Source organism: Paraburkholderia sp. (assembly GCF_036488505.1).
Lineage (GTDB): Bacteria > Pseudomonadota > Gammaproteobacteria > Burkholderiales > Burkholderiaceae > Paraburkholderia.
The window spans coordinates 1-11,996 of record NZ_DASXHN010000525.1 but is presented as its reverse complement, the minus strand read 5'-3'; the positions used below and the strand labels follow the sequence as shown (position 1 = coordinate 11,996).

The window sequence follows — 11,996 nt, the reverse complement described above, 5'->3', positions numbered from 1 at the left end:
ATCCGCTGTACGACTGGCGCGAGATGAGTACCTACATTCGCCGTCCGCCGTATTGGGAAGGCGCGCTGGCCGGCGAGCGCGCGCTCAAGGGCATGCGTCCGCTGGCTGTGCTGGGTGACAACATCACTACCGACCACCTGTCGCCGTCGAATGCGATTCTGGCGGATAGCGCGTCGGGCGAGTACCTCGCCAGGATGGGCCTGCCCGAAGAGGACTTCAACTCGTACGCAACCCATCGCGGCGATCACCTGACCGCGCAGCGCGCCACCTTCGCGAACCCGACGCTGAAGAACGAGATGGTGCTGGAAGACGGCAAGGTCAAGGCGGGTTCGTTGGCGCGCATCGAGCCCGAGGGCAAGGTGACGCGTATGTGGGAAGCGATCGAAACCTACATGGAGCGCAAGCAGCCGTTGATCGTGATTGCCGGGGCCGACTACGGTCAAGGTTCGTCGCGCGACTGGGCGGCCAAGGGTGTGCGGCTTGCCGGCGCGGAAGCGATTGTGGCCGAAGGGTTCGAGCGGATTCACCGCACGAATCTGGTGGGCATGGGCGTGTTGCCGCTGGAATTCAAACCTGGTGTGAATCGTCTCACGCTTGCTATCGACGGAACGGAAACCTTCGACGTGATCGGCGAACGCAAACCGCGCGCTGATCTCACGCTCGTGATTCATCGCAAGAGCGGCGAGCGCGTCGAGGTGCCGGTGACGTGCCGCCTGGACACGGCTGAAGAAGTATCGATCTACGAAGCCGGCGGCGTGTTGCAACGCTTCGCGCAGGACTTTCTCGAATCGACCAAGGCTGCGGCTTAAGGTTATAAAAACGATCTCATCAGGACAACACTTTCATGGCCCACAAACCACAGATCAAGATTCCGGCGACGTACATGCGCGGCGGTACCAGCAAAGGCGTGTTCTTTCGGTTGCAGGATTTGCCGGAGGCGGCCCAGCTGCCGGGCGCTGCGCGTGACGCGTTGTTGATGCGTGTGATCGGCAGCCCGGATCCTTATGGCAAGCAGATCGATGGCATGGGCGGCGCGACTTCGAGCACGAGCAAGACGGTCATCATCGCGAAGAGCAGCAAGCCGGATCACGATGTGGATTATTTGTTCGGGCAGGTCGCTATCGATAAGGCTTTTGTCGATTGGAGCGGGAACTGCGGGAATCTTTCTGCGGCGGTGGGGCCGTTTGCGATTAGCGCGGGTTTCATCGATGCGAGCCGGATTCCATACAACGGTGTGGCGATTGTGCGTATCTGGCAAGCGAATATCAGCAAGACGATCATCGCGCATGTGCCGATTACCGATGGCGTTGTGCAGGAAACGGGTGACTTCGAACTCGATGGTGTGACGTTTCCCGCTGCCGAGGTTCAGCTTGAGTTCATGAACCCGGCTGCCGAAGAAGAGGGCGCCGGCGGCGCGATGTTCCCGACAGGCAATCTAGTGGATGACCTCGAGGTGCCGGGTGTCGGCACGCTGAAGGCCACGATGATCAATGCCGGTATTCCGACCATTTTCATTAATGCGGAATCGGTCGGTTATAAGGGTACCGAACTACAGGACGCTATCAATAGCGACGATAAGGCGCTGGCGATGTTCGAAACCATTCGTGCGCATGGCGCGGTGCGGATGGGGCTCATCAAGAGTATCGATGAGATCGCGACCCGGCAGCATACGCCGAAGGTTGCATTCGTCGCGAAGCCTGCTGAGTACGTTGCTTCGAGCGGTAAGCGTGTTGGCGCGGGTGACGTCGATCTGCTGGTGCGCGCGATGTCGATGGGCAAGCTGCATCACGCGATGATGGGTACCGCGGCGGTGGCGATCGGCACGGCGGCCGCGATCCCGGGCACGCTGGTGAATCTGGCCGCGGGCGGTGGCGAGCGTGAGTCCGTGCGCTTCGGGCATCCGTCGGGCACGCTGCGGGTCGGCGCGCAGGCGAGCTTGAAGGACGGCGAGTGGGTCGTCACGAAGGCGATGATGAGCCGTAGCGCGCGGGTATTGATGGAAGGGTGGGTGCGGGTGCCGCAGCAGGCTTGACGCGCATCTGATGACCATCGACACAAGCGGCACCGAAGGCTACGCCGAGCGGGCGGACGCGCTGATCGAACAGTGGCGGACGATCTCGTTTGCCGATCGGCACGCGCCGATCCTGCGATGGATACCGCAGGCGCCGTCGCGAATCGTCGATATCGGCGCGGGCATTGGTACGGACGCCGCCGGCTTGGCCGCGCTCGGGCATACGGTGCTCGCCGTCGAACCGGTCGACGCGTTTCGCGACGCGGCGCGCGAATTGCATCCGTCGCCGCGAATCGAATGGCTCGACGACAGCCTGCCCGATCTCGCTGCGCTCGTTGCGCGGCGCGATAGCTTCGACGTGGTGATGCTGTCGGCCGTCTGGATGCATCTGGACGCAGCGCAGCGCGATCGCGCGATGCGTCGCGTCGCGGCGTTGCTGCGCGAGGGCGGCGTGTCGATCATGTCGCTGCGGCATGGGCCGGTGCCGGCGGGCCGCCGCATGTTCGACGTCACGGCCGAGGAAACCATCGGCCTCGCGCTCGCGCACGGATTGCGGCTCGTGCGCGACTTGCGCACGTCGTCAGTGCAGCCGGCCAATCGCGCGAACGGCGTGACGTGGACGCGGCTGGTATTCGAGAAACCCGCCGAAGCGGCTTGATTGTCTTCAGCCCGCCCGCCTGTTTGTACGCCACCTGAGTGCCTTCCTCCCGCGCGCCATTCCACACGCGAAAGTCCCTCGATCGCCGGCGCCGGATCCGCCGTCCCAAAACAACGTGTCGTCTACAATGGCCGCTCGAAACCGGCCGCTGCCGACCACTTCTTTCAGTGGCCGAATAAAGATGGAAGCACAGGAGGCGCGATGCAGGACAGGCTGGAGGCTGACGCCACGAGCGGCGCGCACGCCGCTCGCGCGAAGCGTGCGGTGCTGGTGATCGCGATCGCGCAATTGCTCGGCACCTCGTTGTGGTTCAGCGCGAATGGTGCGATGCGCGATCTGCAGGTGGCATGGCAACTGAGTGCGTCCGGAATCGGCTGGCTGACCAATGCGGTGCAGGCCGGTTTCATCGTCGGCACGTTGCTGTCGGCCACCACCGGGCTGGCCGATCGCGTGTCGGCCAGCAAGGTCTTCGCGATCTGCGGCGTGCTCGGCGCCGCGCTCAATGCACTATTCGCACTGTGCAGCAACGGGCTCGCGTCGGCGCTGGTGTTTCGCTTCGGCGTGGGCGTCGCGCTCGCGGGCATCTATCCGCTCGGGATGAAGCTGCTCGTCACATGGGACCCGAAGCGCGCCGCGCAGACGCTCGCGCTGCTGGTCGCGATGCTGACGCTCGGTACGGCGTCAGTGCATGCGATCCGCGCGTTGCTGTCGACGGTGCCGTGGCAGACGGTGGTGCTGACATCGTCGGTGCTCGCGGTGATCGGTGCGCTGCTGGTGTTTTCGCTCGGCGAGGGGCCGCATGCACGGCGCGCCGGCAACCGTCGCTTCGGTCTGTCTGCCGGCGTCGGGCAGGTGCTGCGAATCAAGGAATTTCGCGCGGCGGCGCTCGGCTATTTCGGGCACATGTGGGAGCTGTACGCGTTCTGGACGCTTACGCCGCTGCTCGTGCAACGGGCGTTCGCAAGCGGTAGCGGGAGCGGTGCGCCGGTGTCGGCCAGCACGGTCGCGTTGTGGTCGTTTCTGATCATCGGTATCGGTGCGCTCGGGTGCCTGTCGGGCGGCCGGCTCAGCAAGTCGGTGGGGAGCGCGCGAACCGCCGCGCTGGCCCTGACGACTTCGGGCACGCTGTGCGCGATTTATCCGCTGACCCCGTCGCTCGGCACCGCCGCGCAACTGGCGCTGCTGCTGGTGTGGGGCATCAGCGTGGTCGCCGATTCGCCGCAGTTCTCCGCGCTGTCCGTGAAGGCCTGTCCCGCCGACCAGATCGGCGGCGCATTGACGCTGCAGAACAGCGTCGGCTTTTTCATCTCCGCCTGTTCGATCCTGTGGTCGACGAGCGTCTATCATGCGCTCGATGTGCGCGTCGCGTGGTTGCTGCTGCCGGGTCCGATTCTCGGTTTGATCGCGATGACGCCGCTGTTGCGCAAGCGGCCGCGCTGGTAAGCGCAACCGCTGATTGCGCTGGTGTTGGGTACGCGTTTGCGCTGGTGTCGGACCGGTGTTGCGCCGGTGCTGCGCCGGCGTGCAGCGTGCGGTGGCGAGGCCGCTGCCTCGCCACGGGTGAGGTCGGCTTACTTGCCGCCGTGCTTCTGCTGCCAGCGCTTCATCAACGCGATTTCATCGTGTTGCGCGTTGATGATGTTGCGGGCCAGCTTCTTCATTTCCGGATCCTTGCCGAATTTCAACTCCACCTGCGCCATGCCGATTGCGCCCTCGTGATGCGGAATCATATGCGCGACGAAATCCCGATCGGCGTCGCCCGTGTACTCGGGGGCGCTCATGTCGTGCATCATCCGTTCGTCGGCGGCCTTGAACGCCTGCGTCGAGTCGCCCGCGTCGGCATGCGCGGAAGCGGACATGTCCATGCCGGCCATGGGTTGATGCTGGGCGTCGGCCGGCACCGCCGCCACCGCGAACGCGAGACCGCTGAACAGACAGAGAGCGCGAACAGCGCGAAGCTTTTTCATATTGGATATCCGTTGATAAAGGAGGGTCTTCGGTGACGCGGATGCTGCAACGAAAAACTCGATCAGCTGGCCCGCGACGGATGAAACCCCGCCGCTTCGATCGCTTCGATAAGCCGCTTCTCCGGCAACGCCGATGTGATTCGCGCGATTTTAACGGGCACGTCGATGTCTATCTTCGCCGCCGGGTCGATGCGGCGCAGTGCATTCGCAACGGCTCTAGCGCAGCCGCCGCAGGCCATGTCGGGAATCACGAATTCCATCTGTTTGTTGCCTCCAGTGACAAGTGATTCGCCCATCGTGGACCTTCCTGCAGTGGCAAGGTCAAGCGGGGGCGCCAATATTTTTCGCGCTTGACGGCGAAAAAAGCCATCACGACAGCGCGCCTATAATCGAATCCGCATTCGTGCTCCGACGGCGTCGACTAGGAGGCCGTGCGCCGGCGTGCGCATCACTCATGTACCGCCAACCGCACCACCAACGCAATGAGGCTGACAGCATGTACATCGCGATGAACCGCTTCAAAGTGGCACCGGGCTCGGAAGCTGCATTCGAGCATCTGTGGACGACGCGCGACACGCATCTGAAGGAAGTGCCGGGTTTCGTGCAATTTCATTTGCTCAAAGGGCCGCGCAAGGACGATCACGTGCTCTATTCGAGCCATACGGTATGGCGCGACCACGCATCGTTCGACGCATGGACGAAGTCGGATGCGTTTCGCGCCGCGCATCGCAGCGCCGGCAATGAAAATCGCGTGCTTTATCTCGGCCATCCGGAATTCGAAGGTTTCGAGGTGATCCAGACCGTGCAGTAGTGCGGGCGGGCCGCGAACGTTAAGCGCGGCGCGGCGGGCATGGCCGTTCGTATCGGCCGACGCGCTGAAATCGCTTGCGCTATTCTTTTGTGAGTCGCCCGGGTCCCCGTGCCTGGGCACGTAGGCGCATGCGTGCGCTTATACGCGGGCAAGCCTGTGCCGCATTGGCAGTGCGTCCGCACCACTTTCAGAGGAATAAAACATGAAAGCCGTCAGAATCGGTTCGCCCGCCACTGTCGATAGCCTGCAGGTCGTCGATCTCGCCGATCCCGGGCAGCCCGCCGCCGGGCAGATTCGCGTGCGCATTCACGCAAGCTCGCTGAACTTTCACGACTATGGGATCGTGAGCGGGCGGCTGCGGGCTGAAGCGGGCCGCATTCCGATGGCCGATGGTGCGGGCGTGGTCGAAGCGGTCGGCGAAGGCGTGCGCGAATTCAACGCGGGCGATCACGTCGTGTCGTGCTTCTTCCCATTGTGGGAAAACGGTCCGCCGGCCATTGGCGATTTTTCGACCACACCCGGCGACGGCATCGACGGTTATGCGCGCGAAACCGTCGTGCTGCCGAGCCACTATTTCACGCATGCGCCGGCCGGCTATAGCCACGCGGAGGCCGCGACGCTGACCACGGCCGGGTTGACCGCATGGCGCGCGCTCGTCGTCGACGGTCAGTTGAAGGCGGGCAGCACCGTGCTCGTGCTCGGCACCGGCGGCGTGTCTATCTTCGGCTTGCAGATGGCCAAGGCGATGGGGGCATCGGTGATCGCAACATCGTCGTCGAACGACAAGCTCGCGAAGCTGCGCGAGCTCGGCGCCGACCATACGATCAACTATCGCGAGAATCCGGAGTGGGGCAAGCAGGTGCGTCAACTGACGGGCGGGCGCGGCGTCGATCATGTGATCGAGGTGGGCGGCGCGGGCACGCTGCCGCAATCGATCATCGCTGGCCGGATCGGCGCGCATATCGCGCTAATCGGCGTGCTGACCGGCCGCGAAGGGCCGGTGCCGACCGCGCTTCTGATGGCGCGGCAGCAGCGTTTGCAAGGGCTGATCGTCGGCAGCCGTCACGAGCAGATCGAGATGGTGCGCGCGCTGGAAACAACCGGCATCAAGCCCGTGATCGACAGCACGTTCGAACTGGACCGGCTTGCCGACGCCTTCCGGCATGAAGCGTCGGGCGCCCATTTCGGCAAGATCTGCGTGGCGATTTGAATGCATGCTTGCCGCCGTTGTGCGAGCGACCGGGAGGCGTCGATCCGACGGTTCTGTCGATCCGCCGGCATCGCGCTGGCGGTGCCAGTTCCCGTTCGCGATCGAACGCGCGTTCAAGCCCCGCTTGCCAGATCGGCGAAGCTGATGCGCGTGGCCTCGCAGGCCTGCGTGAACGCTTCGTCGTAGCTCGTGAAGAACACCGTGCGGCTGGCGGCGAGCGTTCGGAACAGATCCGCGAGCACCGCGCGCGCGGACGCATCGAGTCCGCCCGCCGGCTCGTCGGCGAGCAGCACGCGGGTCTCGCCGAGCAGGGCCGCAGTCAAAAAGACCTTTTTACGGCTGCCATACGACATCTGTTCGAAGCGCTTGTCGAGGTGCGGCGCAAGGCCGAAGCGCTCGGCGAATGCAAGCACATCGCGGGTCACCGCGCTTTGTCGCGCCGACGCGACCTGTTGCAGATAGTCGCGGCCGGTCTGATCCGGCCAGTTCATGTTGTCTTCCGGCACATAGGTGAGGACCGCTTGCGCGGCGTGACGCGCGGCGCGCAGCGACTGGCCGCCGAGCCACACGTCGCCGGCGTCGGCTTCGATCGCGCCGGCGACGATGCCGAGCAACGTCGATTTGCCGCTGCCGGAGTCGTCGTTTAGCGCGACGCATCCTGAAGTCGCGTCGAAATGCAGTCTTTCGAAGAGAATGCGGTCGCCGTAGCGCTTGCCGAGGTTGTCGAATCGAAGCATCGAGTGACGGGTAAATGGCGCGATCGACGCCACGCGCGGTTGAGTTGCCGTGCTGCGTCGAAGCTCGCGCGAGATCTTCAATACGGCGATGCGCGCCAGTGTAGCAGCGGGTGGGCGTTGGCAGCGGGCGCCTCTAACTGGCGGTGTCGCTGATCGCGGGGGGCGAGCGTACGCTGGCCAAGGTAACGCTTTTCTTGCAGTGTGTGCTGCCCGTCTGCCTTCCGGCGCTGATCGGCGCAATGCCGCGGGGGCTGCCCGAATTCGCACGGTTGCGCGAGCGTTCGGGGTGCGCGCTTCGTCGGGATCGCATTGACAAGCTCGCGTCCCGCAATACTTGTCGGCGCCGCTCTTTATTCATATGAATGCGGCACATTTTAAATCGCCTGATTCCAGTAAATGTGACTGGTTTTAAATGGGGTGTGGTTAAAAATAACCATTCGAAATACGCGATCCATTTTGCGCTGATAAACTGTGCGCCGGAGTAATGCGGTGCGCGCTCTTTTTGTTTTGGCGTCCCGTATGCGAGGTACCGGCCGTATTCACGGCCGCAATGGCGGCAAACGAGGTCTCTTCGCTCATCGAAAGGCGCGTCCAGCCGGCACGATAAGCCCGGTATGTACCGGGAAAAGGGACGTATGCCTCTTTGCTTTCCGGGTGTCCTTCACGCGGTGCGCGCACGGCGGTTCTCGCATCAGCGGTTTTCTGCGCACTCACTTTCTGATTTCGACACGTGCTGTCGACGAGCTGTCTTTGTAGGTAAGGGCTTGTTCAAGCCCGCTTTTGGAATATGACTCATGAAGCCGGGAAATAAGTTGCTTGGGAAACGACGCACTCGCAAAATCGCGGTGGCGGCGATTGCGGTGCTTTTTGCGGCGGTGCTCGCGTTGGGCGGCTGGTATTTCCAGCAGCGCGGGCAGCAGCATGCGCCCGCGCTAACCGGCGTCGCGAGCCAGATGCGTCACGACGCGTCGGCGTGGACCCATCGGGAGAAAGATGCGTCCACGATGTTGCGCGACATTCGCGACGCGAACGTTGCCGCGATCGGCGTGAGTCCCAGCGCGATCCTCGTGTCGCTGCGCGACGGCTCGAAGTACTTCGTCACCGATCACGACGCGACGTTCTCGCACGCGTTGCTGTTCGGTGAACCGCGCTCCGGCGAGGCCGCCGCCTATCAGCTGGTGTGGCTGCCCGACGTCGATATCCATACCGGCGGCGCGCGCTGGGTTCATCTGTTCGATCAGTTGCGCGACGGCTTCAGCGTGTTGCTGCCGCTGGTGCTGATCGGCGGCATGGCGTGGTTCATGCGGCGCGAGATGAAGGGCGGCGCGAAGCTGCTCAGCCAAACGCCCACGCTGCGTTTCGACGACGTGATCGGCGCGAACGAAGCGAAGGCCGCGCTCGCCGACATTCGCGGTTATTTGTCCGATCCGAAGCAGTTCTCGTCGATCGGCGTGCGCGCGCCGTGCGGCATTCTGATGGTCGGCGCGCCGGGCGTCGGCAAGACGCGGCTCGCGCAGGCGCTGGCCGGCGAATGCGGCGCCAACTTCATTTCGATTACCGGCAGTTATTTCAGCGCGAAGTACTACGGCGTCGGTATCCAGAAAGTCCGGCATCTGTTCGAACTCGCGCGCAAGAACGCGCCGACGGTCATCTTCATCGACGAGGCCGACGGCCTTGCGAAACGCACGGACACCGGTGGCGGTCCGGTCGAGGCGGAAAGCAACCGCATCATCAACCAGCTGCTCGCGGAGATGGACGGCTTCGAATCGAACGAAGGCGTGATCGTCGTCGCCGCGACCAATCACCCGGACAACCTCGATGAAGCATTGCGCCGCCCCGGCCGTTTCGATCGGACGGTGCAGGTGCGGCTGCCCGATCGCGAAGACCGCGCGAAGATTTTCCGTTTCTACGCGCAGAAGCTGAAATCGAAAGCCGCCGACATCGACTACGACCAGCTCGCGCGTTTGACGACCGGGCTGTCGCCGGCCACGGTCGCGATGGTCGTCAATCAGGCGGGGCTCATCGCGCGCAAGGCGGGCGACACCGAAATCGCCGCGAAACATTTCATGGAAGCGATCAAGATCGCGCGCATCGGCGACGTGAGCGGCGCCGAACGCGCGCTGACCGACGACGAGCGCGAGCGTATCGCGGTGCATGAGGCAGGGCACGGTCTGGTGGCCGCGCTGCTCAACACCGGTGTACTGGAGGAAGTGACGATTCTGCCGCGCGGCGGCGCGCTGGGCGTCGCGCTGATTACGAAAGCACAGGACAAGCACCTGTACCGCGAAACCGAAATCCGCAACGAGATCCAGGTGCTGCTCGGGGGACGCAACGCGGAAGTCCTGATGTTCGCCGAGGCTTCGTCCGGCGCCGCGTCGGATTTGCAGGAAGCGTCGCGCATCAGTCTCGACATGGTGTCGAAATTCGGCTTCAACCGCGATGGCAGTTTGTTCAGCCTCGCGGCGCTGCCGTCACAGTACGCGGGTCTGCAAATGAAAACTGCGATCGAGCACGCGAACGTGTTGCTCAAGGAACTCAACGAGCTTTGCTACGGGTTGCTGCGCGCGTACGAGCCGGTGTTGCGCGCGATTGCGGATCAATTGCTCGAGCACGAAACAGTGGCGGGCGAGACGGTTTACCGGCTGATCGGCGAGCATGCGAGCACGCTCGAGATCGTTCACGAACCGGCCGCAGCTTGACTTGCTGCGCTCGGGCCGCGCCCGACACTCTCTGAGGCGCTGCCGCCCTGCAGCGCGCTCATTACAACGTTGTGGCAGGTGCTCGCTTCACACTCGCAGCACCGCACGAGTACCCACGCACATCAAGCATCAGGCGAAATCGGATGGTCCGGGCTTCGGCACGCCCGGCTGTGCATCCGCGTCGCCTAACGGGTCATCGCCAGGCTGGCCGGGTTGATTCGTATCCGGAACCAGGTCTTCGCCTTTCTTCGGCAGTGGTTGATCAAGGCCAGGTTCGACAGGCGTCGGAATCGCATCGCCAATAGGCTTCGCGACCTCCGTCGGCGGGCCGCCCGGGTCTTCATCGGCCTGGCGATCGTGCTCATTCGGGGAATTCGCTGGGTTCGACACCATGCTCTCCAGTTGATGAAGATAAACCGGAGAGCAGCAATGGCTGTGCCACGGTTGCGCGGCACGCATTGGCAATGCGATGTCGGTCAGGACAGATGTCCGGCGAACAGCGTTTGCAACACGCCCGATTTCCAGATCATCTGCGCGGCGGCGCCCACAACGAATACCAACACCAGCGCGCGAAACGCGGCGGGCGGCAGGCGATCGCGCAGCGGCCGCGCAAGCAGGATGCCGACGATCACGGGCACGCTCGCGCACGCCGAAATCGCGAGGTCGGTCCAGCTCGCATGCGCGCCGCCGCTGAACGCGGCGACCAGCGTGATGATCGACACGACCAGAATGATCGCGATCTGCTTCGTGAACGCCTTACCGGTCGTGCCTGTCGCGATCAGATACATCGCGAGCAGCGGGCCGGGCACCGACGCGATGCTTTCCATCAGCGCGGCGCCGAATCCGAGCACGAGACCGGCGGGCTTCGCCCACGCCGGCGACAGCGTGAGCCGCGGCGCGGCGAGTAACAGCAGCGCGGCGATCATCAGCAATGTGCCGGCGGCGGCCAATGCGCGATGCGGCGCAAGCGAGATCAATACCATCACGCCGGCGACGTTGCCGATCACGGTGCCGATCAGCGGCGCCGCGATGCGCTTCATCGTCGGCAGCAGATCGCCGCCTTCGAGCGCCTGCGGAATATTGCCGAGGATGATCGGCATCGATAGCAACAAAACGGCCGCCTTGATCGGCAGGAACTGGCTCAGGATCGGCATCGCGACGAGCGGCACACCGATGCTGACGACGCCCTTGACCATCCCGCCCAGCAGCAGTGCGACGACGATGCCGACGAGCGCAAAGAGATCGAGCGCTTGCAGGCTGGAGCCCAGCACGCCGCTCGCGAAGGTGAAATCAGACATCGTGAAGATCCGCGAATGAGATGCGCGGGTCGATGTGGGATCGCGCGCGTGGTCTGTTTTTTATCGTCTGGCGGATCCTCGCTCCGCGGATTATGCGGGGGCGCGGAAGCGGCCGGTCAGGTGAGGCCGCATGATACCTCGCCTGGGCGGCGAGGAGGCCAGTGGCTCAAAGGCGAGGGCGCGCCGCCAGAAATCTGTCCCACGCGGAACCCGGTATGCGGATATAGGTGGCGTCGTCGCCGCCGTCTGCGACGGAGAACAGCACAGTCTCGCCTTCGTAGCTGCTTCACAAAACGGTCGGGACAGGTGTGGCAAACGTATGCTGAGCAAGTAGTTCCCCGCTCTTTGCGTCAAATAGACGTCCGACGTATTTCGAGTTTCCTCCGGGCACCCAATCGAGTAAGCAGCGTTCTGCCCTATACAGGCCGGGAGGAGACTTCGAGCTCTCGCGTTCAGTGCCAAGGGGCGTGTGGTTAAACACGAAGAAATAAACCATGCCGATCGCTACGGCGACTGTAGCGGCATGTCTGAGCGTGAATCTCATAAGGATTTTGATACTCGGAACGACGCGAACAAAGCGGATGGTAAACGTTACGTCTGGTGGC

11 protein-coding genes and 1 pseudogene are annotated in these 11,996 nt (G+C 63.6%); 7 read left to right on the top strand and 5 right to left on the bottom strand.

What is annotated here, in order from left to right:
• The 4 genes and pseudogenes from VGH68_RS29815 to VGH68_RS29800 all read left to right on the top strand — a co-directional run.
• A pseudogene (locus tag VGH68_RS29815) lies at positions 1 to 809 on the top strand (Fe/S-dependent 2-methylisocitrate dehydratase AcnD); the annotation flags it as partial.
• A gap of 35 nt (positions 810 to 844) precedes the next feature.
• Entirely contained in the window at positions 845 to 2,032 is a 1,188-nt protein-coding gene (gene prpF / locus VGH68_RS29810; protein ID WP_331607337.1) for a 2-methylaconitate cis-trans isomerase PrpF, read from the top strand.
• 10 nt (positions 2,033 to 2,042) lie between these two features.
• Positions 2,043 to 2,669, top strand: coding sequence for a class I SAM-dependent methyltransferase (locus tag VGH68_RS29805; RefSeq protein WP_331607336.1), 627 nt, complete (start codon positions 2,043 to 2,045; stop codon positions 2,667 to 2,669).
• Between the two features lie 201 nt (positions 2,670 to 2,870).
• A complete protein-coding gene (locus VGH68_RS29800; protein WP_331607335.1) occupies positions 2,871 to 4,112 on the top strand; it encodes an MFS transporter in 1,242 nt (413 codons plus the stop codon).
• Between the two features lie 128 nt (positions 4,113 to 4,240).
• Here VGH68_RS29800 and copM read toward each other — a convergent pair whose 3' ends face one another.
• Together copM and VGH68_RS29790 are read right to left on the bottom strand one after the other, a co-directional pair.
• A complete protein-coding gene (gene copM / locus VGH68_RS29795; RefSeq protein ID WP_331607334.1) occupies positions 4,241 to 4,636 on the bottom strand; it encodes a CopM family metallochaperone in 396 nt (131 codons plus the stop codon).
• A gap of 62 nt (positions 4,637 to 4,698) precedes the next feature.
• Positions 4,699 to 4,896 (bottom strand): heavy-metal-associated domain-containing protein, encoded by a 198-nt coding sequence (locus tag VGH68_RS29790; protein WP_331607339.1) that lies wholly within the window; start codon positions 4,894 to 4,896, stop codon positions 4,699 to 4,701.
• A gap of 236 nt (positions 4,897 to 5,132) precedes the next feature.
• On the opposite strand from VGH68_RS29790, the gene VGH68_RS29785 reads away from it, so the two are divergent.
• Together VGH68_RS29785 and VGH68_RS29780 are read left to right on the top strand one after the other, a co-directional pair.
• On the top strand, positions 5,133 to 5,447 hold the full coding sequence (locus tag VGH68_RS29785) for an antibiotic biosynthesis monooxygenase (RefSeq protein WP_331607333.1): 315 nt from the start codon (positions 5,133 to 5,135) through the stop codon (positions 5,445 to 5,447).
• Positions 5,448 to 5,649: 202 nt separating this feature from the next.
• Positions 5,650 to 6,657, top strand: coding sequence for an NAD(P)-dependent alcohol dehydrogenase (locus tag VGH68_RS29780; protein ID WP_331607332.1), 1,008 nt, complete (start codon positions 5,650 to 5,652; stop codon positions 6,655 to 6,657).
• A gap of 113 nt (positions 6,658 to 6,770) precedes the next feature.
• Here VGH68_RS29780 and VGH68_RS29775 read toward each other — a convergent pair whose 3' ends face one another.
• Positions 6,771 to 7,394, bottom strand: a complete 624-nt coding sequence (locus VGH68_RS29775) for an ABC transporter ATP-binding protein (protein WP_331607331.1) — start codon at positions 7,392 to 7,394, stop codon at positions 6,771 to 6,773.
• A gap of 794 nt (positions 7,395 to 8,188) precedes the next feature.
• On the opposite strand from VGH68_RS29775, the gene VGH68_RS29770 reads away from it, so the two are divergent.
• Positions 8,189 to 10,093, top strand: a complete 1,905-nt coding sequence (locus tag VGH68_RS29770) for an ATP-dependent metallopeptidase FtsH/Yme1/Tma family protein (protein ID WP_331607330.1) — start codon at positions 8,189 to 8,191, stop codon at positions 10,091 to 10,093.
• A 129-nt stretch (positions 10,094 to 10,222) separates the two neighbouring features.
• Here VGH68_RS29770 and VGH68_RS29765 read toward each other — a convergent pair whose 3' ends face one another.
• Together VGH68_RS29765 and VGH68_RS29760 are read right to left on the bottom strand one after the other, a co-directional pair.
• A complete protein-coding gene (locus VGH68_RS29765; RefSeq protein ID WP_331607338.1) occupies positions 10,223 to 10,486 on the bottom strand; it encodes a hypothetical protein in 264 nt (87 codons plus the stop codon).
• Positions 10,487 to 10,569: 83 nt separating this feature from the next.
• The gene (locus VGH68_RS29760; RefSeq protein WP_331607329.1) at positions 10,570 to 11,391 is read right to left on the bottom strand and encodes a sulfite exporter TauE/SafE family protein; all 822 of its coding nucleotides are present in this window, start codon (positions 11,389 to 11,391) and stop codon (positions 10,570 to 10,572) included.
• Between the last annotated feature and the right edge of the window lie 605 nt (positions 11,392 to 11,996).

Coding starts and splice junctions, on each gene's coding strand:
- prpF (WP_331607337.1), top strand. CDS start 845: ATGGCCCACAAACCACAGATCAAGATTCCGGCGACGTACATGCGCGGC.
- VGH68_RS29805 (WP_331607336.1), top strand. CDS start 2,043: ATGACCATCGACACAAGCGGCACCGAAGGCTACGCCGAGCGGGCGGAC.
- VGH68_RS29800 (WP_331607335.1), top strand. CDS start 2,871: ATGCAGGACAGGCTGGAGGCTGACGCCACGAGCGGCGCGCACGCCGCT.
- copM (WP_331607334.1), bottom strand. CDS start 4,636: ATGAAAAAGCTTCGCGCTGTTCGCGCTCTCTGTCTGTTCAGCGGTCTC.
- VGH68_RS29790 (WP_331607339.1), bottom strand. CDS start 4,896: ATGGAATTCGTGATTCCCGACATGGCCTGCGGCGGCTGCGCTAGAGCC.
- VGH68_RS29785 (WP_331607333.1), top strand. CDS start 5,133: ATGTACATCGCGATGAACCGCTTCAAAGTGGCACCGGGCTCGGAAGCT.
- VGH68_RS29780 (WP_331607332.1), top strand. CDS start 5,650: ATGAAAGCCGTCAGAATCGGTTCGCCCGCCACTGTCGATAGCCTGCAG.
- VGH68_RS29775 (WP_331607331.1), bottom strand. CDS start 7,394: ATGCTTCGATTCGACAACCTCGGCAAGCGCTACGGCGACCGCATTCTC.
- VGH68_RS29770 (WP_331607330.1), top strand. CDS start 8,189: ATGAAGCCGGGAAATAAGTTGCTTGGGAAACGACGCACTCGCAAAATC.
- VGH68_RS29765 (WP_331607338.1), bottom strand. CDS start 10,486: ATGGTGTCGAACCCAGCGAATTCCCCGAATGAGCACGATCGCCAGGCC.
- VGH68_RS29760 (WP_331607329.1), bottom strand. CDS start 11,391: ATGTCTGATTTCACCTTCGCGAGCGGCGTGCTGGGCTCCAGCCTGCAA.